Source organism: Pseudomonas sp. IT-P294 (genome assembly GCF_949767865.1).
In the GTDB taxonomy this organism is placed as follows: Bacteria; Pseudomonadota; Gammaproteobacteria; order Pseudomonadales; family Pseudomonadaceae; genus Aquipseudomonas.
Map to the genome: position 1 here is coordinate 151423 of NZ_CATKQW010000022.1, position 23837 is coordinate 175259.

Annotated in this window: 21 protein-coding genes; 17 read left to right on the forward strand and 4 right to left on the reverse strand. The window is 59.8% G+C overall.

Annotated features, from left to right (window positions below; translation table 11 throughout):
* Positions 1–97: 97 nt before the first annotated feature.
* Positions 98–313 (reverse strand): hypothetical protein, encoded by a 216-nt coding sequence (locus ACM6I0_RS15835; RefSeq protein WP_414922760.1) that lies wholly within the window; start codon positions 311–313, stop codon positions 98–100.
* Between ACM6I0_RS15835 and ACM6I0_RS15840 the strand changes: the two genes are divergently transcribed.
* The 7 genes from ACM6I0_RS15840 to ACM6I0_RS15870 are packed head-to-tail and all read left to right on the forward strand — an operon-like array spanning position 312 to position 9387.
* Positions 312–1877: a glycosyltransferase gene (locus ACM6I0_RS15840; protein ID WP_414922761.1), complete on the forward strand. Its 1566-nt coding sequence runs from the start codon at positions 312–314 to the stop codon at positions 1875–1877. The two genes, ACM6I0_RS15835 and ACM6I0_RS15840, sit on opposite strands and share 2 nt — an antisense overlap.
* Positions 1871–3166 carry a glycosyltransferase gene (locus ACM6I0_RS15845; protein ID WP_414922762.1) on the forward strand — a complete coding sequence of 432 codons (1296 nt, stop codon included), beginning with the start codon at positions 1871–1873 and terminating at the stop codon, positions 3164–3166. The genes ACM6I0_RS15840 and ACM6I0_RS15845 overlap by 7 nt, the downstream gene beginning before the upstream one ends.
* Entirely contained in the window at positions 3163–4050 is an 888-nt protein-coding gene (locus ACM6I0_RS15850; protein WP_414922763.1) for a class I SAM-dependent methyltransferase, read from the forward strand. Before ACM6I0_RS15845 ends, ACM6I0_RS15850 begins: the two co-directional genes overlap by 4 nt.
* Complete coding sequence (locus tag ACM6I0_RS15855) at positions 4047–5204, forward strand: acyltransferase family protein (protein WP_414922764.1); 1158 nt, start codon at positions 4047–4049, stop codon at positions 5202–5204. The genes ACM6I0_RS15850 and ACM6I0_RS15855 overlap by 4 nt, the downstream gene beginning before the upstream one ends.
* Positions 5198–6016, forward strand: coding sequence for a class I SAM-dependent methyltransferase (locus ACM6I0_RS15860; RefSeq protein WP_414922765.1), 819 nt, complete (start codon positions 5198–5200; stop codon positions 6014–6016). Before ACM6I0_RS15855 ends, ACM6I0_RS15860 begins: the two co-directional genes overlap by 7 nt.
* 55 nt (positions 6017–6071) lie before the next feature.
* Complete coding sequence (locus tag ACM6I0_RS15865; protein ID WP_414922766.1) at positions 6072–7265, forward strand: DUF3142 domain-containing protein; 1194 nt, start codon at positions 6072–6074, stop codon at positions 7263–7265.
* A complete protein-coding gene (locus tag ACM6I0_RS15870) occupies positions 7252–9387 on the forward strand; it encodes a hypothetical protein (protein ID WP_414922767.1) in 2136 nt (711 codons plus the stop codon). The genes ACM6I0_RS15865 and ACM6I0_RS15870 overlap by 14 nt, the downstream gene beginning before the upstream one ends.
* Positions 9388–9390: 3 nt before the next feature.
* On the opposite strand, the gene ACM6I0_RS15875 is transcribed toward ACM6I0_RS15870, so the two are convergent.
* Entirely contained in the window at positions 9391–10020 is a 630-nt protein-coding gene (locus ACM6I0_RS15875; protein ID WP_414922768.1) for a LysE family translocator, read from the reverse strand.
* Between the two features lie 145 nt (positions 10021–10165).
* On the opposite strand from ACM6I0_RS15875, the gene ACM6I0_RS15880 reads away from it, so the two are divergent.
* Positions 10166–10639: an Lrp/AsnC family transcriptional regulator gene (locus ACM6I0_RS15880; RefSeq protein ID WP_414922769.1), complete on the forward strand. Its 474-nt coding sequence runs from the start codon at positions 10166–10168 to the stop codon at positions 10637–10639.
* 145 nt (positions 10640–10784) lie between these two features.
* On the opposite strand, the gene lpdA is transcribed toward ACM6I0_RS15880, so the two are convergent.
* The gene (lpdA, locus tag ACM6I0_RS15885) at positions 10785–12185 is read right to left on the reverse strand and encodes a dihydrolipoyl dehydrogenase (protein WP_414922770.1); all 1401 of its coding nucleotides are present in this window, start codon (positions 12183–12185) and stop codon (positions 10785–10787) included.
* A 212-nt stretch (positions 12186–12397) separates the two neighbouring features.
* Between lpdA and hflK (ACM6I0_RS15890) the strand changes: the two genes are divergently transcribed.
* The 8 genes from hflK (ACM6I0_RS15890) to cfaB all read left to right on the forward strand — a co-directional run bounded on the left by hflK (ACM6I0_RS15890) (position 12398) and on the right by cfaB (position 21692).
* Positions 12398–14362, forward strand: coding sequence for a protease modulator HflK (gene hflK / locus ACM6I0_RS15890; RefSeq protein WP_414922771.1), 1965 nt, complete (start codon positions 12398–12400; stop codon positions 14360–14362).
* On the forward strand, positions 14359–15399 hold the full coding sequence (hflC, locus tag ACM6I0_RS15895; protein WP_285431533.1) for a protease modulator HflC: 1041 nt from the start codon (positions 14359–14361) through the stop codon (positions 15397–15399). The genes hflK (ACM6I0_RS15890) and hflC overlap by 4 nt, the downstream gene beginning before the upstream one ends.
* On the forward strand, positions 15396–16454 hold the full coding sequence (gene hflK / locus ACM6I0_RS15900) for a protease modulator HflK (RefSeq protein WP_414922772.1): 1059 nt from the start codon (positions 15396–15398) through the stop codon (positions 16452–16454). The genes hflC and hflK (ACM6I0_RS15900) overlap by 4 nt, the downstream gene beginning before the upstream one ends.
* Positions 16451–18358, forward strand: coding sequence for a cation-translocating P-type ATPase (locus ACM6I0_RS15905; RefSeq protein ID WP_414922773.1), 1908 nt, complete (start codon positions 16451–16453; stop codon positions 18356–18358). The genes hflK (ACM6I0_RS15900) and ACM6I0_RS15905 overlap by 4 nt, the downstream gene beginning before the upstream one ends.
* Before the next feature lie 120 nt (positions 18359–18478).
* On the forward strand, positions 18479–18733 hold the full coding sequence (locus ACM6I0_RS15910; protein ID WP_090177703.1) for a hypothetical protein: 255 nt from the start codon (positions 18479–18481) through the stop codon (positions 18731–18733).
* 62 nt (positions 18734–18795) lie between these two features.
* Positions 18796–19641: a DUF692 domain-containing protein gene (locus tag ACM6I0_RS15915; RefSeq protein ID WP_285431536.1), complete on the forward strand. Its 846-nt coding sequence runs from the start codon at positions 18796–18798 to the stop codon at positions 19639–19641.
* Positions 19632–20420 (forward strand): putative DNA-binding domain-containing protein, encoded by a 789-nt coding sequence (locus ACM6I0_RS15920; protein WP_414922774.1) that lies wholly within the window; start codon positions 19632–19634, stop codon positions 20418–20420. The genes ACM6I0_RS15915 and ACM6I0_RS15920 overlap by 10 nt, the downstream gene beginning before the upstream one ends.
* An 84-nt stretch (positions 20421–20504) precedes the next feature.
* On the forward strand, positions 20505–21692 hold the full coding sequence (cfaB, locus tag ACM6I0_RS15925; protein WP_414922775.1) for a C17 cyclopropane fatty acid synthase CfaB: 1188 nt from the start codon (positions 20505–20507) through the stop codon (positions 21690–21692).
* Here the strand turns inward: cfaB and cls are convergent.
* The gene (cls, locus tag ACM6I0_RS15930) at positions 21689–23128 is read right to left on the reverse strand and encodes a cardiolipin synthase (RefSeq protein WP_285431540.1); all 1440 of its coding nucleotides are present in this window, start codon (positions 23126–23128) and stop codon (positions 21689–21691) included. The genes cfaB and cls overlap by 4 nt on opposite strands.
* A gap of 131 nt (positions 23129–23259) precedes the next feature.
* Between cls and ACM6I0_RS15935 the strand changes: the two genes are divergently transcribed.
* The gene (locus ACM6I0_RS15935) at positions 23260–23781 is read left to right on the forward strand and encodes a DUF3617 domain-containing protein (RefSeq protein WP_222589112.1); all 522 of its coding nucleotides are present in this window, start codon (positions 23260–23262) and stop codon (positions 23779–23781) included.
* The last annotated feature ends 56 nt before the right edge of the window (positions 23782–23837 follow it).

Consider the following 23837-nt stretch of genomic DNA (forward strand, 5'->3'; position numbering starts at 1 on the left):
GGTAGCCAATCTGTGCCAATTGCTCGGCAATTTCAACAGGTCCCACCGTGACCGGTCAGTTCTCGTTAGCGTAGCCTGATTTTTCTCGCCGGGCGGTTCACGAATCCTCGACGGATGTGTTTAGAATGCCCCTCGTCACGATTAGCCAGGGTTCGGTCGGGTTGTTTTCAAACCCCGCGAAACGGGCCATTAAAACAAGAACGTAGACGGGCAAGAAGACGATGGACGACGACCGGCAAACACCGGGTCGATCCGTGGTTTTGCCGTCATAGAGCGAGGCTGCCGGGATGGCGGTTTCATCGTGGGGTGCCATGAATTTCATTCTTTACTCGGACGTCAACGACAGCTCGATCAGCCAGAGCCTCGGTCGTCCCGAATACAGTTACTACTTCGTGCTCAAGGCCTATCGTCCTGTGCTGGAAAGCCTTGGGCGGGTGCATGTGGTGTCCTCCACCACCGAGGTCGATCCCCTCTATCGACAATTGCTGGCCGCCGGCGAAGACAGCCTGTTCCTGTCATTCACCCCGCCGCAGAAAACCCCGAACGACCTTGAGTGCCCGACGATCTGCGTGGTGGCCTGGGAGTTTGACTCGATTCCCGATGAGCAATGGGACAACGATCCGCGCCAGGACTGGACGCAAATGCTGGCGCGCCAGGGGCGCGTCATCACGCTCTCCAGCCACACAGCCCGGGCGATTCGTCGGGCCATGGGCGACGACTTCCCCGTGTTGGTTTTGCCGACCCCGTTGTGGGAAAACTTCGCGGGCATTCGTAGTCGTCACACCAGTCATCCGGTGAATGCCGGCTCGACCCTGGACATCAAGGGCTGCATTTTCGACACACGCACGCTCGGACTGTCTGCCGATCCGGTGATTCCCACACCCCCGACCGCCGAGGAAATAGCGGCGCTTGAGGCTTTGAAGCCGCCACCGCTGACGCTCAAGCGCCGTTTTGTTATTGCCCGGCACTACTTGCACATGTGGCGCCTGGACAAGGGTAAAACGCTGCCGACCCCGGTGCATCGCACGCAGTTTTTGAGCAATTGGTATTGGGAGGGTATTCGCGACTTGTTGTCGGACGCCGCTCATGCGCGCGTTGCCCAATACCTGCCGGCCATCGCCGGCCCGCAGACAATCGCAGTGCACGAGCCGCAACCGCGCCAGTGGCCGGACACGACTTCCCAGGTCGAAACCCGGGTTGATGGCGTGGTCTACGCCACCGTGTTCAACCCTCGTGACGGTCGCAAAAACTGGCATCAATTGATCACCGCTTTCTGCTGGGCCTTCCGCGAAACGGACGACGCCACACTGGTGCTGAAGATTACCCAAAGCGACCTTTCGTCCTACTACGACGAGCTGATGACCTTGCTCGCGCAACTCTCGCCGTTCGCTTGCCGTGTGGTGGTGATGCACGGTTACCTGGACGATCCGCAATACGCCCGGCTCTATGAAGCCGCCAGTTATTACGTCAACGCGTCCCGCTGCGAAGGCCTGTGCCTGCCGCTGATGGAATTCATGGCCAGCGGCAAACCGGTGATCGCCCCGGACCACACCGCCATGGAGGATTACATCGATGAGCGCGTGGCGTTTGTGGTCAAGTCCAGCGAGGAGCTGACTATCTGGCCGCAGGACACCCGGATCATTTATCGCACGCTGCGTTATCGACCGGATTGGGGCTCGTTGAAAACGGCTTATGAAACCAGCTACCGAATAGCCAAGGAGCAACCGCTTGAATACCAGCGGATGTCTCGCGATGCGGTCGAGCGCATGCGCGATTACTGCGCCTTCGCCCCGGTGCAGGAACGCCTGGCGGATTTTTTCGGGCTGATGCCGCAGGCTCTGCCTACAGCGACCGTGACGGATAACGCCTCATGCTGATCATCATTCATTCGGAAACCAACCAGCACACCATTGCCCAGAACCTCGGCCGTTCCGAGTACAGCTATTACTTCGTGCTCAAGGAATATCGGCCCGTGCTGGAACAGCTGGGGCGAGTCGTGGAGGTCAGTGACCCGCAGACCGAAGTCGATGCCTTGTACCTCAACGCGCTGTCCCGTGGTGAAGACTGTGTGTTTCTGTCGTTCTCGCCACCGCATCGCACACCCGTGCACCTCGCCTGTCCGACCTTGCCGGTGTTCGCGTGGGAATTCAGCACCATTCCCAACGAGCCCTTTGCCGGTGAGCCACGCAATGACTGGCGTACCGTGTTGCGGGCGTGTGGCGCGGCGATCACTCATTCCAGCTACACCGTGAATGCCGTGCACGAGGCGATGGGCGCGGACTATCCGATCATCGCGGTTCCGGCGCCGGTGTGGGACCGGTTCTCGGCGCGTGGCGCCCAGTTGCAGCGCCAGCCAACGGCGCATCAGGTTCGATTGACGATCAAAGGCCTGGTGGCCGACAGCCGCACCCTCGATTTGCGGGCCTTTGGGCCAGAAGCGTCGCGTGAGGGCGAAGGGATCGACTTCACGGCGACACCGGGTGAGCAAGCGTTGCTGCTCGACGGCGTGATCTACACCTCGGTGTTCAACCCGGGTGACGGGCGCAAGAACTGGGAAGACATGCTTAGCGCGTTCTGCGTGACCTTCCGTGAGGTCGAGGATGCGACGCTGGTGCTCAAACTGACCCACCATGATGCCGAAGAAGCGCTGTCCGACATCCTTCATCATTTGTACAAAAACCAGTCCTATCGCTGCCGCATCGTGCTGATTCACGGCTACCTCGCGGATGCGGACTACGAGCAACTGGTGCAGGCGACCAGCTACGTGGTCAACACGTCCTACGGCGAAGGCCAATGCCTGCCGTTGATGGAATTCATGTCGTGTGGCAAACCGGCGGTGGCGCCCCGCACTACGGCGATGATCGACTACCTGGACGCCGACAATGCTTTCCTGATCGACTCGACCGAGGAACTGACGGCTTGGCCTCACGATCCGCGCCGGGCGTTCCGTACGCTGCGCTACGTCACCGACTGGACGTCATTGTGCCGCGCTTATCGGGCGAGCTATGACGTCGCCAAAAACGATGCCGGGCGCTACGCACAGATGTCCGGGCATGCGGTGGCCAGCCTCGAAAAATTCTGCAGCCAGGCGACCGCCGAGCAACGTCTGAAAGGCTTTTTTGCCCGACTGTTCGAAACCCGCGCCGTGGAAACCCCGCAGACATGATCCGCGCTCTGGTGAGACGTCTGTTCCCAGCGGCGAAACCTGAGCCGGAATCGGTGCCGGTGCTGGTGGAGCAGAACCGCGTGTCACCACGGGACGTGGGTTTGCATGACGCGGTGCTCGACGGTTGGTTCTTGGGCGACAGTGGTGAATTGCTCAAGGGTTTTGCCATCACCGCGGACGACACCCTGCTGGATGTCGGTTGCGGCGAAGGGGTTGCGACTTTGTTTGCGGTGCGTCAGGGCGCGTCGGTGATTTTCACCGACAGCGAGCACGACAAGGTCCGCGACCTGGCCCTGCAAGTGGATGCGCAGTCGGACAAGGCCAATCTCGGTCTGGTCAGCAACAGTTTGCCGCTGCCATTGGCCGACGGTTGCGCGAGCAAAGTGGTGTGCATGGAAGTGCTGGAGCACATCGATCACCCCGAGCCGTTCATGGCCGAACTGGTGCGCATGGGCCGTCCGGGGGCGTTGTATCTGCTCAGCGTTCCAGCGCCGGTGGGGGAGCATCTGCAGAAGGGCATCGCCCCCGCGAGCTACTTTCAATCGCCCAATCACGTACAGATCTTTACCTCGGAACGCTTTGCCGCAATGGTCGAGGACGCCGGTCTGGTGATCGAGCATCGCCAGGCCACCGGGTTTTTCTGGGTGATGGGCATGATTTTCTTCTGGGCCAGTGAACGGGCTGCGGGAAGGGATCTGGGTGGCGCGGTGCGTGACCGGATCCAGGCGCCGTATCCGCCGCTGATGGAGAGCTGGGCGAAAACCTGGCAGGACCTGCTGGCGCAACCGAACGGTTTGGCGATCAAGCAGATGCTCGATCAGTTCATGCCCAAGAGCCAGGTGATCATTGCGCGCAAGCCTTTGGATGCAGGGAGGGCGTCATGAGCAACGACAGACGGATCATGGACATCGAGTTGTTGCGCGGCATCGCAGTGCTCGGCGTGCTGTTCCATCACTTGCAAGACAGCCTGTTCGCCGCCCCGGTGCCTCTGTTGCAAGCGATCATCGCGTTGGGCCAGCCGTGGTGGGGCGTCGATCTGTTTTTCGCCATCTCCGGGTTCGTCATCGCACGCAGCTTGATCCCTGCGTTGCAAGGGTGTCGCACACGCCAGGAATACTGGCAGCAAACACGTAATTTCTGGCTGCGCCGAGCGTTTCGACTGCTGCCGTCGGCCTGGTTGTGGCTGGCGCTGATGTTGCTGGCCTGCCTGTTCCTCAATCGCTCCGGGGCCTTCGGAACGTTGCACGCCAACCTGCAAGCGACCTTGGCCGGGGTCGCGCAGTACGCCAACTTCCGTTTCGCCGACAGTTTCTTTCACTATGAGTACGGCACCAGTTTCGTCTACTGGAGCCTGTCGCTGGAGGAGCAGTTCTACCTGCTGTTTCCACTGCTGATTCTGTTGTGCCGCAAGCATTTGGTCTGGGCCTTGCTGGCGCTGGTCGCGGTGCAGTTGTTCACGCTGCGCACGCCGATCCTGATGGTGATTCGCACCGACGCATTGGCACTCGGAATACTGTTGGCAATGTGGAGTGCGCAACCTTCATATCTGCGCTGGGAGCCCACATTTTTACGCCGCCCATGGGCCGGTCTTTTGGCGTTGATCGCGTTGTCGTTGGCGCTCAGTTTCATGGCGACGGACCGCTTCACCTTCACTAATTACCGCATCGGCGTGATTGCCGTGCTGTGCGCGGTGCTGGTCTGGATCGCTTCCTACAACCGTGATTATTTGATGCCGCGCGGTGCGTTCAAGAACGTGATGACGTGGGTGGGCAGTCGCTCCTACGGGATTTACCTGATCCACATTCCTGCGTATTTGCTGGTGCGAGAATTCACCTTTCGCTTGCAGGCTGCCGGTCTGCCCAGCCCGGGCGGTCATCCGATCCTGACGCTACTGATGGCTGGCGGGCTGATCGCCTTGCTCAGTGAACTCAACTACCGCTTTATCGAAATGCCCATGCGCAACCGCGGCGCGTCGTTGGTCAAACGCCTGGGCACGTCCCGAACAGCCGCCCAAACCTCTGGAGCTACCTCATGCTGAGCCTTTTGAAGAAACTCACGGCGGGTACGCCCGCTCCCGCACCTGTGGCGGACAAGGTCGAGAAGGTCGACCCTTATATGCTCGGCCTGCACGATGCGATGCTCAGCGGCTGGTTCAATCAGCAAACCGGCGAGCTGTTCACCGGGTTCCCGGTGAGGGCTGAGGACACGCTGCTGGACGTTGGCTGCGGTGACGGCGGTAACGTGCATTTCTGTGGCATGCGCGGGGCCAAAATCATCATCGCCGACATCGATGCGGCCAAGGTTGAAGCCACCCGCCAGCGTTTGAGCGACACGCCGGCGCGTGACATCGAATGCCATGTCACCGACTGCAATCCGCTGCCGATTGCCGATGCGACTGCCACCCGCGTGGTGTCCACCGAGGTCATCGAGCATGTCGACGATCCGGCGCAGTTCCTCGCCGAACTGGTCCGCGTTGGCAAACCGGGTGCGTTGTACTTGCTCAGCGTCCCGCACCCAAGCTCCGAAGACCTGCAAAAAGACATCGCTGCCCCGGAGTATTTCCAGAAGCCCAACCACATTCGCATCATCAGCGAAGAGCAGTTCAAGGCAATGGTCAGCGACGCTGGCCTGGAAGTGCTCAGCCATAGCCAGTACGGCTTTTACTGGTCGATGTGGATGCTGTTGTTCTGGGAAGCCAAGGTCGATTTCAGCAATGCCGATCACCCGTTGCTCAACCATTGGGCCGACACCTGGCAGGCCGTTTTGGCGTCGCCCCGTGGCGCGCAGATCAAGCAGGCGCTGGACGCGGTCGTGGCGAAAAGTCAGGTGATCATCGCCCGCAAGCCCTAGCCCCCACAGGTTTTGTGTACCCTGCGACTTTGCGTTGTCAGGGACTCGGCATTTCATGTGTTTAATTCGTTTGGCGGTGGTGTTTGCCGCGTTGATGTTGCTCAACGGTTGCGAGCAAAAAATCGCACCGCCGCTCGATCAGCAACTCTATGTCTGGCAACGGCAATGGACACCGGCCCATGACGCTGCACTGAAGGACAGCCGCGCGGATTTTTCGACGTTGCGGGTGTTGGCGTTGCAGGCGTTTCCTGGGGCCGGTTGGAGTAGGGCGCGGATCAATCCGGCGCTGCTCAAGCGTGATGGTCGACCGTTGATTGCGGTGATTCGTCTCGATGGCCAGCTCAAGGCGCTGGACCAGGACGAGGTCACAGCGCAAATCCAGCAAGTGCTTGGCGATTGGCAAGGGCAGGGGCTGGTCATCTCTGGTGTGGAAATCGACCACGATGCGGGCAGCGCTCGGCTACCGGCTTATCGGGCATTTCTGACGCATCTACGCGCGGTTTTACCCGCCTCTTTACCGTTGAGTATCACTGCGCTGCCGGCATGGATCGACAGCCCTGAGTTGCCGACACTCCTGGCGACCGTCGACAGTAGCGTGTTGCAGGTGCATGCGGTCAGCGATCCGCATCGTGGCTTGTTTGATGCGGTACAGGCCGGGAAGTGGGCCAACGCCTGGAGCCGCATTACGTCGAAACCATTTCATCTGGCGCTTCCGGCCTATGGCGTGGCGCTGTTGCCCGGAGCCAGCGGTGCGCCGGTGGTGGAAAGTGAAGTGCCGGTCGAACGAGTCGGTAAACGCCGAGAGTTGCTCGCGGACCCCGTGCAACTGAGCACGCTTGCGGCCGAGTTGCGCGCCGATCCACCCGCGCACCTGGCCGGCCTGATCTGGTTTCGCCTGCCGCTGGCGGGGGATCGCCGGGCCTGGAGCCTGAACACGCTCAGTGCGGTGGCGCGCGGCGATGTGCTCGACAGTCGCTTGAGTTTGAAACTCAGCGCACAGGACGGCCTCTATGACATCAGCCTCAGCAATCCAGGCAACCTCGACAGCGCCTGGCCCGAACGCGTGACGCTGGCGGTTCAGGGCTGTGATGGCGCTGATGCGCTGGCCGGTTATGCATTGCAACAAAGCCCGGATCTGCTTACCTTCACCCGCCAGCGCGAGGGCCGGCTACTGGCCGGCGGGCAACGCGGCATCGGTTGGGCACGCTGCACACACATTGATCAAGGAGGTTCGAATGTTCACCCGTAACTGGCCCCGCCATTTGCTTTGCCTGAGCCTCAGTCTGCCGCTGGGTTCGGCGCTGGCCTGTGGGCCGGACTTCCCGATGCGTTTGCTGGACAACCGCGCCCAGTCGCTGGCAGAGCTGCCGGAAGGCAACTTCCAGTTTGAGATCAATCGCCTCGGCCATGCGATCGCGGGGCTGAAGAATGTCACGGCCGCCACCAACAATCCGTCCTCCGGCTACGGCGATGAGCCCAACTACGCCGATCAACGGGACCAGGCCGAGCAAGCCGGTTTGACGGTTGAACAGCAAGCTTTGGTCAAACAGTTGCGCACGCTGACCGATGCACATCAAGTCGAGGCCCAGGGCGCGAGCCTACCGGCCGAGCACATGCTCTACCTGGCGGGCGCTGTGGCGTTCAGCGCCGGTGATCATGGATTGGCCGCCGAGTACTTTCAGAAGGTGCTGGCATTGCCGGCGGATCAACGCCCGTTGCGCAGCACGTGGGCGGCCTACTCGTTGGGCCGGGCGCTGTTTGCCATGAGCGCCGAAACGGATGCAACGCCTGACCTGCTGGCGCAGTCACGAAAGGCCTTCGAGCAGACCCGTCAGCTGAGCATTAACGGTTTCAGCGACCCGTTGGAGCTGGGTGTCGCCAGCCTCGGCGAAGAGGCCCGGGTGGCACGCACGGCGGGTGACTGGAACAGCGCCGTCGAACTCTACGCCACGCAAAACCTCCACGGTTCGGCAGTGGGCTACACCTCGATCAAATTGTTGATGGCTGATCTGCTGGCAATGCCTGACGATCAACTGACCGAGCTGCTCAAAGGCAAGCCGGTGCAGCAACTGGTCACGGCATCGCTGATCAGCCGCTTGGGCTGGTCATTCGGTGATCAACCGCCAAACGAACAAAAGCTGATCAAACTTCTGCAAAGCAACACGCGGGGCAGTCTGGATAACGCTGACCGACTGGCGGCGATGAATTATCAACAGGGCGATTACGCCAGCGCCAAAGCATTCCTTGAGCATGCCGGGGATGGTGGTTTGGCGTGGTGGTTGCGGGCGAAGCTGGCGCTGCGAGAGGGCGACAAAAACGCGGCGGCAGCGGCGTATGCCAAGGCGGCTCAAGCCTTCCCGCAGAATGAATCCTGGGGTGAGCGACGCACGCCGGACTACGATTTTGAAAGCCTGCAGCCCAAATGCCGGGTCGAGGGTGAAAGCGCGATTCTGGCGCTGCAACGCGGCGATTACCTGCAAGCGTTCGATCAGCTCTATCGCAGCCAAAGCACCTACTGGCTCGATGCCGCGACCGTTGCCGAGCGTGTGTTGACCGTCGATGAACTCAAGCACTATGTCGACACGCAGGTGCCAGCACCGCCAGCGCTGAGTCAGCAGGACCGTGACAACTACGTGCCGTTGCCGGTGGCGGCGAAACTGCGCAATTTGCTTGGGCGGCGGTTGCTGCGTGAAGAGCGGTATGGCGAGGCGCCGAAGTACTTCGACAGCGTGGAGTTACAACAAAAGGCGACGTGGTATGGGCAATTGCGCCACGATGCCGAATCGAAATGGTGGCCAACCAAGCGTGCATTTGCTTATTACTATGCTGCGACAGTGGCCCGTTTTGACGGAATGGAGCTGTTGGGTTACGAAATGTCACCGGATTACGCCACCTTTGGCGGCAATTACAGTCTGGAAACTCCCGAACTCAAGGTCGGCCCGCTGATGGCCCCAGGTGAAGTGCAGCGCCAGCAAGCCTCGTTGGCGCAACCAGATGAGCGTTTTCATTACCGCTTTGTAGCCACGGCCCTGGCGAGCAAAGCCGCTGATCACTTACCCCATGGCAGCCAGGCGTTTGCTTCTGTGCTGTGCAAGGCTTCGTCGTGGGGCACCAGCCTGCAAGAGCAAAGCGCCTTCTACCGTCGCTATGTTGAGGAGGGCCCTTATGTGGTTTGGGCAGGTGATTTCGGACATCAATGCCAAGAGCCGGACTTTCAAAGGGCCGATAAGCGGTATGTGACCCAGGTTACCGACGCCGCGCGCTCGGCGTTGCGCCCCTACAAAAAGCCATTGCAGATTGGCAGTGTAATAGCGGTGACGGCAGCGGCGCTGGTGGTGATCAGTCGACGCCGCCGTCGTAAAGCGCAATAAGGCTCAAGCCTGTTGAACAAAGGTCAGCCGCACGGCGAAACCAATCAACAGGCTGCCGAACAACCACTGTTGCAGGCGCTGGGCCGAGGGGCTGCGTTGCAGCCAGCGCCCCAGCGCGGCTCCGGCCAGGGCGTAGGCGCTGTCGAACAGCAGACCGACGCTGACCAGCATCACGCCCAACACCGCAAATTGCGCCAGTACCGGCCCGGCTTGGGGATTGATGAACTGCGGCAGCAATACCGAGCAGAACAGGAGCGCTTTAGGGTTGAGCAGGTTGGTCAGCAACCCTCTTTGGATTGCTTCACGCCAATGGGGTTTCTCGGTGGTTGTGTCTGCACTGTTCAGGTTTGGCAGCATCGTGGTTCGCAGACATTGGATGCCGATCCACAGCAAATACGCAGCTCCCGCCAGACGCACCACATCGAAGGTCCATGGTGCAGCTTTGAACAACGCCGCCAACCCCAAGGCGGCCAACGCCACATGACAACCACGGGCAATGCCCAGGCCTACCGCCGTCGCCAACGCCGCGCCTTTACCCTGACGGGCGCCGGTCTGTAGCAGCAGAATCATGTCCGGCCCTGGCAACAAATACACCACCACCAGCGCCATGAAAAACAGCCAGAGTCCCGCCACGTTGCACCCCATTCGTTGTCGATTTGGTAGCGCCAGTCTAGGGCTCAAGCGTGGGGCAGGTGCTTGCGTTGTCCACTTCTAAAGCATCGATATTTGGCATAACCTGCCGCTTTGTGGTGTTCAAGCCATCAGGATCTGCCAAACAATGAAACTCGACGCCTACGACCGCAAAATTCTCGCCGCGCTGCAACGGGACGGCCGCCTGAGCAACGTGCAACTGGCCGAGGAGATCGGCTTGTCTGCTTCGCCATGTTTGCGTCGGGTGCGAATGTTGGAAGAAGCCGGGGTGATTCGCGGCTATCAAGCCAATTTGGATCGTGACGAAGTGGGGCTTGGGCTGACGGTGTTTGTCGGGGTCAAGGTTGAACGCCACAACGATGAGCAGGCAGAAGCTTTTCGCTTGGCGGTGACGGCGCTGCCTGAGGTGATTTCGGCATTTCTGGTGTCAGGAGAATCGGATTTTCTGCTGCAAGTGGTGGTGCCGGATTTGCGCGGGTATGACCGGTTTCTCACCGAGCGACTGCTGAAGTTGCCGGGAGTAAGCGACATCCGCAGCAACTTCGCAATTCACACGGTGAAGACGCCGGGGGCGTTGCCGTTGGGGCATTTGCCAGGTTGAAATTGCGTTGCCTCTATATCCGATCGTTCCCACGCTCTGCGTGGGAATGCAGCCCGTGACGCTGCGCGTCACATCAAGAGCCGAACGCAGAGCGTCCGTAGAGGCATTCCCACGCAGAGCGTGGGAACGATCATCTGCAGGCTTCTTACATCTGCGTCGCCATCCCCTCCACATTCATCGCTGCCTGACGCAACGCCTCGGACCGTGTCGGATGCGGATGGCAGGTCAGCGCAATGTCTTCAGCTGACGCGCTGAACTCCATCGCCACGCAATACTCGCCGATCATTTCACTGACACTCGGTCCCACCAGATGCACGCCGAGAATCTCATCGGTGCGCTCATCGGCCAGCACTTTGGCGAAGCCTTCGGTCTCGTGGTTGATCTTCGCCCGGCTGTTGGCGGTGAAGGGGAACTTGCCGACTTTGTACGCGCGACCTTCAGCCTTGAGCTGCTCTTCTGTCTTGCCGACGCTGGCCAGCTCAGGCTTGGTGTAGATGACGTTGGGAATCAGGTCGTAGTTGACCTCGCCAGCCTTGCCGACGATCTGCTCGACGCAGGCCATGGCTTCATCCTCGGCCTTGTGGGCAAGCATCGGCCCGGAAGTGACATCGCCGATCACCCACACGCCCGCCGCTTCGGTGCGATGGCCCTTGTTGGCCAACATGCCGCGCTTGTCAGTGGTGAGACCGACGTTTTCCAGCCCCACGCCTTCGGTGTAAGGCCGCCGGCCGATGGCGACCAGCACGTAATCGGCTTCAATCGTTTCAGCGGCACCGCCGGCAGCGGGTTCGACGCTGAGTTGAACGCCGCTTGCCGATGGGGTGGCGCGGGTGACTTTCGAGCTCAGCTTGAAACTGATGCCCTGTTTGCTCAGCGAGCGCTGCAGGGTTTTGCCCGCCTCTGCATCCACGCCAGGGCAGATGCGATCGAGATATTCGACTACGGTGACTTGGGCTCCCAGACGCCGCCACACCGAACCCAGTTCCAGGCCGATGACGCCGGCACCGATCACTACCAGGTGCTTCGGCACTTCAGCCAGTGACAGCGCACCGGTGGAATCGAGGACGCGCTTGTTATCGATCTCGACGCCGGGCAGGGGAGTGGGCTCGGAACCGGTGGCGATGATGATGTCCTTGGCGCCCAGTTCGGTCTTGCCGCCCTGGTTGTCAGTCACGGTCACTTTGCCTGGCCCGTCGATATGGCCCCAGCCTTTGATCCAGTCGACCTTGTTTTTACGAAACAGAAATTCGATGCCCTTGGTCAGCCCGGCGACGCTTTCATCCTTCTGCTTCATCATCTGGGCGAGGTTGAGGGTCGGTTTGACCTCGATCCCCAGGTTGGCGAATTCGCTGCCCATGGCCGCGTCATAGAGCTCCGAGGCATGCAAAAGCGCCTTGGAGGGCATGCAGCCGACGTTCAGGCAGGTGCCGCCGAGGGTCGCGCGGCCTTCAACGCACGCCGCTTTCAACCCCAGCTGACCGGCTCGAATCGCTGCGTTATAACCACCGGGACCACCGCCCAGAATCACGACGTCGTAGGTGTTCATGGATGCACTCCTGGAAGGGGAATCGGGCTGGATAAAATAGTCTTTGAATAAAATTACGAGCGTAATATGTGCGTTTCTGACTATTTCGGTCAAGGCTTCAGGCAAGCGACAGGTCGTGCATCTTTAGATAAAGCGATTCAGCACATAAATTTCACCACTTTCGTTATATCGTAACGAATTGCGATGTGATCAATGATAAGCAATGGGGTGGTATGCAAGTCGATCTCGAAGTCGATGGAACGTCGGTAGCAGGGCTGCCGCGCTTTCAGCAGGCGGTTTTTCAAGGACGGCGATTGCGCCAGTTCGCCATCGGCCTGAGTGCCTTGGCGGCGGTGGGTTTAGTGTTGGCGTTTTTTGTCGGGCTGTTTGCACCGTTGTCGCTATGGGGCGCGTTGCTGGTCAGTCAGAGCGCTGGCTTGCTGGTGCTGGTCGCCGGCCTGCAATCGGCCTGGTGGGTGACTCAGTGGCGTGCGCGGGCCATGAACCCAACATTGCCGGTTGTGGTGGTGGCGGTGGACGACACCGTTGCTCCTGAAGGCTGGTATGAGCGCATGCTGGACCGACTCGGTCAGCGTTCGGCGCGCCTGCTGAGTCAGGTCGGTGCGCCGACGCTCTGGCTCGGCGGCTGGGCATTGTTGACGTTGTACAGCCTCAGCCAGTTCTGGAACCTCACATTGCCTCCCGGTCCGCTGGGTGTCTCGGCGAGCATTGGCGCCGCGCTGTCTTTGTTGTTGGCGTTTGGTTTGCTGGTATTGGAGCGCCAACTGGCTCAGGAAATTGTGGCTGAGTGGCCGGAAGCGGCGCCGTTAGCGCAGCTGTGCCGGGTCGCGATCATTTGCCTGGTGCTCGGCGCCTTGTGTTTGTTGTTCGCCAGCGAAGCATCGGTTTGGCCAGTACGCCTCTCCGTTTTGATCGGCTTGCTGCCGGGACTGGTCGCGGTCGAGTTGCTGCTGCGCGCGGTGCTGTCGTTGTTCAGTCCGCGCCGTGAATCACTTGAGCCAGGTTTATTGGCGCGAAGTTTTGTCGCCGACCTGCTGCGTTGGCCGCCGCAACCCTTGCTGGCGTTGCAACACGAACTGCACAACCGCTTTGGCATCGACCTGCGGCAGATTTGGGCTTTCACTTATATGCGCCGGGCGTTTCTTCCGGTGTTGGCAGTGGTGGCGATGGTGGGCTGGTTGCTGACCGGAGTTCACGAAATTCCCCTGCAAGGACGAGGGATCTACGAGCGTTTCGGCAAGCCGGTAGACGTGTTCGGCCCCGGTTTGCACGCTGGTTTACCATGGCCGTTGGGTCGAGTCCTGAGCGTTGAAAATGGCATGGTTCACGAACTGGCGACCAGCGTTGGCGATGCCTCGGCACCGCTGGTGGCCGATCCTGCTGAAGGTCCGCCGCCAGCAACAGCCAATCGGTTGTGGGACGCCAGCCACGTGAATGACAAATCCCAGGTCATTGCCAGCAGCCGTGGCGACAAGCAGAGCTTTCAGATCGTCAATATGGACGTGCGCTTCGTCTATCGCATCGGCCTTACCGATCAAGCCGCGCTGGCCGCGACCTACAACAGCACCGATGTGCCGACACTGATCCGCAGCACCGCCAGCCGCATTCTGGTTCATGACTTCGCCTCTCGAACCCTCGACGGTCTGCTCGGCGAGGATAGGGTAGGGCTGGCTGAGGAGATTGGCCGGGCGGTACAGGCGGACCTGCAAAAACTCGACAGCGGCGTGGAAATTCTGGCCACAGTGGTCGAGGCGATTCATCCGCCAGCAGGCGCCGCCAACGCTTATCACGGTGTTCAGGCGGCACAGATTGGCGCCCAGGCATTGATCTCCCGCGAGCGTGGTGCGGCAGCAGAGGCGACCAATCAGGCGCAACTGCAAGCCAGTATCGCTCGCGATCAAGCAACCGCCAGTGCGCACGAAATCAATGCCACCGCTCAGGCGGCGGATTTGAAATTCACTGCCGAGCAGAAGGCCTATGCCAGTGCTGGCCAGGCTTTCGTGCTGGAGCAGTATTTCAGCCAGCTGACTCAGGGCCTGGCCAATGCCAGGTTGCTGGTGCTCGATCATCGCCTGGGCGGAAGCGGCAATGCGCCGACCATCGACCTACGTACTTTCACGCTGCCGGCTGATCCTGCGTCGCCGCGTTCCAGCGCTCAACCAGGAGCTAACCATTGAGCCCGTCGCACACTCACGATCACGATGACCACGCCGGCCACGATCACGGCCATGGCGGGCATCACCACGGCCACCATCATCACCATCACGGTGCTCCCGAGGAAGCGGGGCCGTTCCCGTGGCGGCGCATGGGGTGGGCGGCCTTGCTGGTGGCGTTCGCCATCGCCGCCGCAAGCCTTGTTCAAGTTCGGTCTGGAGAGGCGACGGTGATTACGCGCTTCGGCAATCCTTCGCGGGTGTTGCTGGAACCAGGACTCGGCTGGCGCTGGCCTGCACCGTTTGAAGCCGCCATTCCGGTAGATCTGCGGCTGCGCACGACTTCCAGCGGTTTGCAGGATGTCGGCACGCGAGACGGCTTGCGCATCATTGTTCAGGCGTATGTGGCGTGGCAGGTGCAGGGCGATCCCGATAACGTGCAGCGCTTCATGCGTGCCGTGCAAAACCAGCCGGACGAAGCGGCGCGGCAGATTCGGACCTTTGTGGGCTCTGCCCTGGAAACTACAGCGAGCAGTTTCGATCTGGCGAACCTGGTGAATACCGATGCCAACCAGGTTCACATCGCTGATTTCGAAGCGCAGTTGCGTCAGCAGATTGATCAACAATTACTCACCACTTATGGCGTTCGGGTGTTGCAAGTGGGCATCGAACGCTTGACCTTGCCGTCGGTGACGCTCACCGCCACCGTCGATCGCATGCGCGCCGAGCGTGAAACAATTGCCACCGAACGCACCGCCATCGGCAAACGTGAAGCTGCGCAAATCCGCTCCGCCGCCGAGCGTGACGCGCGAATCGTGCAGGCAGATGCAACGGTAAAAGCGGCTGACATCGAAGCCCAATCCCGCGTCGAAGCAGCGCAGATTTACGGGCGCGCCTACGCCGGCTCACCTCAGCTATATAACTTGCTGCGCTCGCTCGACACGTTGGGCACGATCGTTACGCCGGGGACCAAACTGATTTTGCGCACCGATGCCGCGCCTTTTCGGGTGTTGGTGGATGGTCCGCCGACGCTCGATATCAAACCCGGGTCGCAGCCATGAAATTAGTTCCACGTGGAACACATGAGTTAAGTAGCCCATGGATTCAGGCTGGGCGATTGGCTTTTCTGGCACTTTATGCGGTCACTGTCCTGGCGGCTTTGGCGTGGGCGTTTTCCAATGTGCGGCAAATCGATCCGCAAAATCGCGCGGTGGTTCTGCATTTTGGCGCGCTGGATCGCATCCAGAACGCCGGCTTGCTATTGGCTTGGCCGAGACCTTTTGAGCAAGTGATCCTGTTGCCGGCCGCAGATCGGGTCATCGAACGGCGGGTGGAAAATCTGCTTCGCAGCGATGCAGCGTTGCAGGGAGATCGGGTGGCGTCATTCGCGACACCTTTGAGCGATGCGCTCGCAGGTTCTGGTTATTTGCTGACCGGAGATGCCGGCGTGGTGCAACTCGATGTACGGGTTTTCTACAAGGTTACTGAACCTTACGCTTTCGTGCTTCAAGGTGAGCATGTGCTGCCGGCGCTCGAACGACTGGTCACTCGCAGCGCCGTTGCGCTGACGGCGGCACGAGACTTGGACACCATCTTGGTGGCTCGTCCGGAACTGATTGGCACCGATACTCAAGCGGCCGAACGCCGCGAACGTCTGCGGGGTGATTTGGTGCAGGGCATCAATCAACGTCTGGCTGAGCTGACAGCGACAGGGCAGGGCCTGGGCATCGAAGTGGCGCGCGTCGACGTGCAGTCGAGCTTGCCTGGCCCTGCGGTAAACGCCTTCAACGCCGTGCTGACCGCCAGCCAACAAGCCGACAAAGCCGTCGCCAATGCGCGTACCGAAGCAGAGAAGCTGACCCAGAATGCCAATGAGCAAGCTGACCGAACGCTGCAAGTCGCCCATGCCCAAGCGAGCGAACGACTGGCAAAAGCCTCGGCCGATACCGCCACTGTGTTGAGCCTGGCCAAGGCGCAACAGCAAGGTACCGATCCGCAAATGTTGCTGCGTATCTACCGTGAACGCATGCCAAAAATTCTCGGTCAGGCCGGCTCGGTGACAACGGTCAATCCGAAAGACGATTCGCGCCTGATCATTCAGGGAGCCGCACAATGACTGCCCAAACCACCGCGCCGAGCCTGTTGTCCTCGGCTGAACAACGCAGCGCTGCGCGTCAATTGACCTTGGCCATGCTTGCTCTGGGCTTGCTCAGTCTCGGGCTGATCTGGCGTTGGTTATCGCCTCAGCAGACCGGTGTCAGCCAGTTGTTGTTGGGCTTCGCTTCGCTACTGGTGGCCGTGCCGGTGATGCGCTCGGCGTGGTACAGCTTGCGCTATCCAAGCCTGCACGGCATCACCGATCAACTGATCGCCCTCGCCATGTTGGGTGCCTGGGCCACGGGAGATCTGCTGACCGCCGCCTTACTGCCGATCATCATGATCTTTGGCCACGTATTGGAAGAGCGTAGCGTCATCGGTTCTCAGGAAGCGATTCGCGCCCTCGGCAAACTGACCCGCAGCCATGCCCGCAAGATTCGGGCGGATGGTTCGATCCTCGAAGTCGACAACGGCACCCTCAAGGCCGGCGACATCGTGGAGGTGCGCGCGGGTGATCGAGTGCCGGCCGACGGTCGAGTATTGTCGGGGCAGGCGAGCCTCGACACCGCATCGATTACCGGTGAGTCCGTTCCGATAGAGACGGGTGTCGGGATGCAGGTCTTCGGCGGAGCGATCAATCTCGACGGCCTGTTGCGGATCGAAGTGACGCGCACAGGCAACGAATCGACCTTGGGCAAAGTCATCGCGCTGATGCAAAGCGCCGAGCGGTCCAAGCCGCCGATCACCCGTCTGCTCGAACGGTATGCCGGCAGCTACATGATCTTGGTGTTGTTGTTGGCGGCAGTCACCTGGTTTGTCACCAACGATGCCCAGGCGATGCTCGCGGTGTTGGTGGCGGCGTGTCCTTGTGCATTGGTGTTGTCGGCGCCCGCCACGGCGATTGCTGGTGTCGCGGTCGCGGCACGTCACGGGATACTGATCCGCAGTTCGGCGTTCCTTGAGGAATTGGCTGACCTGACGTCGCTGGTGGTCGACAAGACCGGGACGCTGACGTTTGGCACGTTGCGGTTGCAGTCCATCGACAGTCCTTTGGTGGACCGCAGCCATGTCATGAAGCTCGCCGCGAGCCTTGGTTCGGCCAGCAGTCATCCAGTCAGTCGCGCGCTTGCCGGGTTGGTCACGCAGGAACATTTTCTGCTGCTGTCGGACATTCACGAACGCCAGGGTCTGGGCGTAGTGGCGATGACGGAGCAGGGGGAAGCGGCACTCGGTCGCCCAGAGTTGTTTGCACAATTGGGCATTGTCACTTCGGCGGTTCCTGAACACGACGGCCCGATTGCCGGCTTGGCGCTCAACGGTGAATTCCTTGCCTGGTTGTTGCTCGCCGACAGTGTCAAACCTGAGGCACGATTCGCCTTGAGCGAGTTGCGAGAGTTGGGCTTGGGTCGTCAGTTGTTGCTCACCGGTGATCGGCAAAGTGTCGCGCATACGCTGGCTCGCGATGTCGGCATCAGCGATGTCGAAGCGCAGGCTTTGCCTGAGGACAAACTCAATCGTGTGCTGACGGAAATCGAAAACGGTTTCCGGCCAATGGTGGTGGGTGATGGTATCAACGACTCGCTGGCACTCAAGGCTGGTGTCGTGGGTGTGGCCATGGGCGCTGGCGGTGCGGACATCGCGCTGGCCTCTGCCGACATCGTGCTGATCGGCAGCGACCTGCGTCGGCTCGGCACCTGTGTGCGGTTGAGTCGCCAGTGTCGGCAGACGTTGCAGGTCAACGTGATCATCGGTCTGGGCTGGACCCTGGCGATTGTTGCCTTCGCGGCATTCGGCTGGCTCGGCGCCGCCGGGGCCATGATCGCTGCATTGCTGCATAACCTCAGCACGTTGCTGGTGCTCGGGAATGCCGGACGACTACTGCGTTTTCAAGAGCCACTGCTGAAGTTGGAGGAGGCGCCTTAAGCGGCCCGAAAACTTTTTTAATTCCTCTGTAACGCCGTTGGGGGCAGCGCGCTCTAGTGGTGTGTCGGGACTGAACAAACCGTCCAGCCGACCACCCTGACGATTACCGAGGATATAAATATGAACTTCAAAAACGCCACTGCCGGTGCCGCTCTCGCTTTCGCCGCAGCGACTTTGTTTGCCGGTGTTGCCACGCAGGCACAGGCTGCTGACGCTGTTCAAGTGCACTGCTACGGCGTGACATCGTGCGCAGGCATGAACGATTGCAAGACTGCGGAGAATGCCTGCAAAGGTCAGGGCGTTTGCAAAGGTCACGGCTTCAAGGCAATGACTCAGACCGAATGCATGAAAGCAGGTGGCAAGGTCGGCGAATAACCTACCTCCCGTGCCGCCGCAGTGGTGTGCGCCACTGCGGCTACTTTGCGAGGAGCCCGCAAATGTCTGCTTCCCTCCCTTGCCTGGGCTATGGCCTGGGTTTGCGCAGTGCCTACTATCAACAGATTCTTGAGCAGTCACCCGCCGTGGACTGGTTCGAGGTCGTCTCCGAAAACTTCATGGTTCAGGGCGGAAAAGCCTTGTACTACCTCGATGCAATTGCCGAGCGTTATCCGGTAGTGATGCATGGGGTGTCGTTGTCCATTGGCGGTCCCCATGCTCTTGATCCCGCGTATTTGAATCAACTCAAGCTTCTGGCTGAGCGAGTAAAGCCTGCGTGGATTTCCGATCATTTGTGCTGGAGCCGCGGCAACGCTCATCAGCTGCATGACCTGCTGCCGTTGCCCTACACCGAAGAAAGCCTTTACTACGTGGCTGAGCGAGTGCGGCAGGTTCAGGATGTTTTACAACGGCCGTTGGTGCTGGAGAACGTCTCCAGCTATGTGCGCAGCGCCGACGATGACTTCAGCGAATGGCAATTCCTCGAAGCCCTCAGCCGGCTGAGCGGCTGCGAGCTGTTGCTGGACGTTAACAATGTGTACGTGAGCTCGCGCAATCACGGCTTCGATCCGTGGACCTTCATTCAAGGACTGCCGGCAAACAAGGTTCGGCAACTGCACCTGGCGGGCCACAGCGATTATGGCGATTACGTGATCGACACCCATGATCATCCCGTGAGCGATCCGGTCTGGGCGCTTTATCAACGTACGCTTGAGCATCTCGGCCCGGTGGCTACATTGCTGGAACGCGATGACCATCTGCCGCCCTTTGAAGAGCTGCTTGGGGAACTGCAAAAGGCTCGTGAACTGGGTGATGGCGTGCTGGCCCGGAGACTGAAATGCGCCTGAACGATTGGCAACTGGCCTTTGAAAGTTATCTGTTGGGGGAGCAGTCAGCAGCTTGTCCGGCATTGAGCGCCCACCTGATTGGCGGCCCGACACTGAACGTGAACACTGGCCTGGCGATTTATCACAACGCCTATCAGGCCCGGCTTTTGGATGTGTTGCGTGGCGACTATCCGGTGATCTGGCATTGGTTGGGGGACGTTGAATTCGAAAAGCTCGCCGCTGCCTACATTCGTCAATCACCCTCAGCGCATTTCAGTTTGAGATGGCTAGGCGAAGGTTTTGAACATTTCATTCGCCAGCATCTGGTGCCAGAGCAAAGCGCGGCGCTCGCCGAGTTGGCAGCGCTTGAATGGGCATTCACCCTGGCGTTCGATGCACCCGAATGCGAACCGTTGACACTGCAAGACATGGCCAGTTTGCCGCCGCAGGAATGGCCGACGCTGCGGGTTTGTCCCAGCTCCACCATGCAGTGGCTTGAATGTGCCTACAACAGTGTTGCGCTATGGCGCTCGGTAAAAGACGAGACCGGTTTTCCTGGCAGCGCCGCGTTGGCAGGTCCTCATGTGGTGGTGATTTGGCGCAGCGAGCTGGTTTGTCATTACCGAAGCCTCGAATCTGGCGAGGCGAGGGCTCTAAAAGGCATGTTTGAGGATCACTGGAATTTTGCTGAACTGTGTTCCGATTTAGCAGTCACCTATGGTGAGGGCGCGCCACTTCAAGCTGTTACATGGCTGAAACAGTGGATTCATGACGGTTGGTTGAAGCGCCGCGAATCATAGAAAATGGCTATTAATTCGATAGGCAGCTAATTTTCTAGGATGGTCTACCCTCACATCAGACGTCTGAAACAAGGGGGATTCTCCATGCTCGCGCAACTTCCACCGGCCTTACAGAATCTGCAGTTACCGTTACGCCTGCGACTCTGGGACGGCCATGAATTCAATCTGGGGCCGACGCCCAGCGTCACAATTGTGGTCAAGGACCCACAAATGGTTACCCAGTTTACTCATCCAAGCCTCAACGCGCTCGGAGCGGCGTTTGTCGAAGGCAAACTCGAACTGGAAGGCTCAATCAGCGACGTGATTCGCGTCTGTGATGAATGGAGTCAGGCGTTACTCCGCGAGGACGGGGACAGTCAGCCTGTGCGCACTGTTCACGACAAGGAAACTGACGCCAAGGCCATTTCCTACCACTACGACCTCTCCAATGCGTTTTATCAGTTGTGGCTCGACAGCGACATGGCGTATTCCTGCGCGTACTTCGAGACCGGCAGTGAAAGCCTGGAGCAAGCCCAGCAAGCGAAATTCCGCCATCTGTGCCGCAAGCTACGGCTGCAACCAGGCGAATACCTGCTGGATGTCGGTTGCGGTTGGGGCGGCCTGGCACGCTACGCTGCCCGAGAGTTCGGCGCGAAAGTGTTCGGGATTACCCTGAGTAAAGAGCAATTGCTACTGGCCCGTGAAAGGGTCTCCGCCGAAGGCCTCGATGATCTGGTCGAGTTGCAACTGCTCGACTATCGCGATCTGCCTCAGGATGGCCGCTTCGACAAGGTGGTCAGCGTCGGCATGTTCGAACATGTCGGGCACGCCAACCTCTCCGAGTACTGCAAGACGTTGTTCGGCGCAGTGAAGGAGGGCGGCCTGGTGATGAACCACGGCATCACCGCCAAATACACCGACGGTCGTCCCGTGGGACGGGGTGCCGGTGAATTCATCGAGAAGTACGTGTTCCCCAACGGCGAGCTGCCGCACCTGTCAATGATCTCCGCAGAGATCAGCGAAGCGGGGCTTGAAATCGTCGACGTCGAGAGTCTGCGTCTGCATTACGCGCGCACCTTGGACCACTGGAGTGAACGCCTGGAAGACAATCTGGAAGCTGCTTCCAGGCTAGTCCCTGAACAGGCTTTGCGGATCTGGCGCTTGTACCTGGCAGGATGCGCCTATGCGTTCGCCAGGGGCTGGATCAACTTGCACCAGATTCTCGCGGTGAAAGCTCATCCTGATGGCAGCCATGAACTACCGTGGACGCGTGACGACATCTACACGCCTTAAAGAATCGGTGAAATAAGCCGGGCGATCCGCATGCCAATGTGTTGCAGGCGATGGGTCTCCCGGCTTTCTTCTTTGGCGATTTCATGGGCCTGGGCAAAGTCGTCGTTAAGCATCTGTTCCACCTCGGCGGCAAACACGCTGTCGACCGTCAGCAGCATCACTTCGAAATTCAGGCGGAACGATCGGTTGTCCAGATTGGCACTGCCGATGGCGCTGATTTCGCTGTCGATCAACACTACCTTCTGATGCAAAAAGCCCGGCTGGTAGCGAAAAACCCGTACACCTGCACGCACGGCTTCGAAGGCGTACAGGCTGGAGGCCGCATAGACGATGCGGTGATCCGGCCGTGACGGCAGCAACAGTCGCACATCCACACCTCGCAAAACCGCCAGTCTCAAGGCGGCGAACACGGCTTCGTCGGGAATGAAATACGGGCTGGTAATCCATATCCGCTCTGTCGCTGCATGGATGGCTTCGACGAAGAACAACGAACAGGTTTCGTAAGAATCGGCCGGGCCACTCGCCAGCAATTGGCAGAGGACGCCGTCGTCTGGATAGGCGTCTGGCAGGATCAGCGGTGGCAACGAGCGTGCCGCCCAGAACCAGTCTTCTGCGAACGACTCCTGCATGCAGGCAACCACTGGCCCGCGCACGCGCACGTGGGTGTCGCGCCATGGCGCTAGCGGTGGTTTCTCGCCCATGTACTCGTCGCCGACGTTATGTCCGCCAACGAACCCCAGCACACCGTCGACCACGACGATCTTGCGGTGGTTACGGAAGTTGACCTGGAAGCGGTTGAGCCAGCCACTGCGGGTGGCGAAAGCTTTGACCTCAACGCCTGCATCGCGCAACGGTTGCACGTAGCTGTGGGGCAAGGAATGGCTGCCAATGCGGTCGTACAACAGATAAACCGCCACGCCTTCAGCCGCTTTCTTGATCAGCAGATTTTGCAGGCGTTGGCCGAGGCGGTCGTCGTGAATAATGAAAAACTGAATCAGCACCGCTTCCTTTGCGTTGTCGATGGCTGCGAAAATCCCGTCAAAGGTGGCTTGGCCATTGATCAGCAATTGCACTTCGTTGTTTGCCAGGCACGGCATGCGCCCTAATTTCGGCATGGCTCTCAAGGAGGCGTAAGCACTTGAAGCACGTGCGGTCAGCGCTTCTTCCACCCACGGACGCCAGTTAAGCTCGGAGATGGCTTTGCGCATTTCCTCGTTGGCCTGGCGCCGGGCCTTGATGTAACCATCGAAGGTGCTGCGGCCGAAGACCAGATACGGAACCAGCGTCAGGTAAGGAATGAATATCAACGACAGGGCCCAGGCGATAGATCCCTGGGCGGTCCGGACGGTGAGCACGGCGTGAATGGCAGCGATCAGGCCCAGCGTATGAAGCAGTGCAATCATGTAGCCGAAAATGTGCGGTCCAAAATAATCCATGGGGCAGCCTTGCTCCTGAAGATTCAATGCTTAACAGACCATGTTCCGTGCAGAATGTCGCTATTTAATTGGTCCATGAACCGAAGCCCATGGCTGACGTCTAACGGCCACTACTGATCAGGAGTTACTCGATGAACGTTCGTCTGCTGGGTTTGGCCCTGGCTTTTGGTTTAGCACTCCCCGTGGCCGCTCAGGCACAGATGCTGCAGCCAGGTTTGTGGGAGCTGACCACGAGCAACATGAAGGTCGATGACCAGAATCTGCCGGACTTGCAGCTGATCCTCGGCCAATTGCAGGGGCAGATGACGCCGCAACAGCGTGCGCAGCTGGAGAAGCAGGGCATCACCATGGGTGGGAAGGGGATTCGGGCTTGCCTGACGCCAGAGCAGGTGAAGTCAGACAACATTCCGTTGACTGACCCACAATCGGGCTGCAAACAGGAAATCACTGACCGCAACGGCAATCAGTGGAAATTCCGTTTCAGTTGTCCGAAAGCGCAGGGTGCCGGCGTAGCAACTTTCCTCAGCGACCGTGAGTTCACCACCAAGGTCAACGGCACATTCAACGCTACCGGCATTCAACAGAAGGGCAGTCTCGATACCCGTGCCGTCTGGTTGGGGCAGGATTGCGGAACAGTTAAGCCTAGAGCTTAAAGGCATCGCGACCCGGCTCGCTCCCACACGGATGGTATGTGTCTTGTGAGAGCGAG

Coding starts and splice junctions, on each gene's coding strand:
- hflK (WP_414922772.1), top strand. CDS start 15,396: ATGAAATTAGTTCCACGTGGAACACATGAGTTAAGTAGCCCATGGATT.
- ACM6I0_RS15860 (WP_414922765.1), top strand. CDS start 5,198: ATGCTGAGCCTTTTGAAGAAACTCACGGCGGGTACGCCCGCTCCCGCA.
- ACM6I0_RS15915 (WP_285431536.1), top strand. CDS start 18,796: ATGTCTGCTTCCCTCCCTTGCCTGGGCTATGGCCTGGGTTTGCGCAGT.
- ACM6I0_RS15920 (WP_414922774.1), top strand. CDS start 19,632: ATGCGCCTGAACGATTGGCAACTGGCCTTTGAAAGTTATCTGTTGGGG.
- ACM6I0_RS15840 (WP_414922761.1), top strand. CDS start 312: ATGAATTTCATTCTTTACTCGGACGTCAACGACAGCTCGATCAGCCAG.
- ACM6I0_RS15910 (WP_090177703.1), top strand. CDS start 18,479: ATGAACTTCAAAAACGCCACTGCCGGTGCCGCTCTCGCTTTCGCCGCA.
- cfaB (WP_414922775.1), top strand. CDS start 20,505: ATGCTCGCGCAACTTCCACCGGCCTTACAGAATCTGCAGTTACCGTTA.
- ACM6I0_RS15880 (WP_414922769.1), top strand. CDS start 10,166: ATGAAACTCGACGCCTACGACCGCAAAATTCTCGCCGCGCTGCAACGG.
- ACM6I0_RS15905 (WP_414922773.1), top strand. CDS start 16,451: ATGACTGCCCAAACCACCGCGCCGAGCCTGTTGTCCTCGGCTGAACAA.
- ACM6I0_RS15855 (WP_414922764.1), top strand. CDS start 4,047: ATGAGCAACGACAGACGGATCATGGACATCGAGTTGTTGCGCGGCATC.
- ACM6I0_RS15865 (WP_414922766.1), top strand. CDS start 6,072: ATGTGTTTAATTCGTTTGGCGGTGGTGTTTGCCGCGTTGATGTTGCTC.
- ACM6I0_RS15845 (WP_414922762.1), top strand. CDS start 1,871: ATGCTGATCATCATTCATTCGGAAACCAACCAGCACACCATTGCCCAG.
- ACM6I0_RS15835 (WP_414922760.1), bottom strand. CDS start 313: ATGGCACCCCACGATGAAACCGCCATCCCGGCAGCCTCGCTCTATGAC.
- lpdA (WP_414922770.1), bottom strand. CDS start 12,185: ATGAACACCTACGACGTCGTGATTCTGGGCGGTGGTCCCGGTGGTTAT.
- hflK (WP_414922771.1), top strand. CDS start 12,398: ATGCAAGTCGATCTCGAAGTCGATGGAACGTCGGTAGCAGGGCTGCCG.
- ACM6I0_RS15935 (WP_222589112.1), top strand. CDS start 23,260: ATGAACGTTCGTCTGCTGGGTTTGGCCCTGGCTTTTGGTTTAGCACTC.
- ACM6I0_RS15870 (WP_414922767.1), top strand. CDS start 7,252: ATGTTCACCCGTAACTGGCCCCGCCATTTGCTTTGCCTGAGCCTCAGT.
- cls (WP_285431540.1), bottom strand. CDS start 23,128: ATGGATTATTTTGGACCGCACATTTTCGGCTACATGATTGCACTGCTT.
- ACM6I0_RS15850 (WP_414922763.1), top strand. CDS start 3,163: ATGATCCGCGCTCTGGTGAGACGTCTGTTCCCAGCGGCGAAACCTGAG.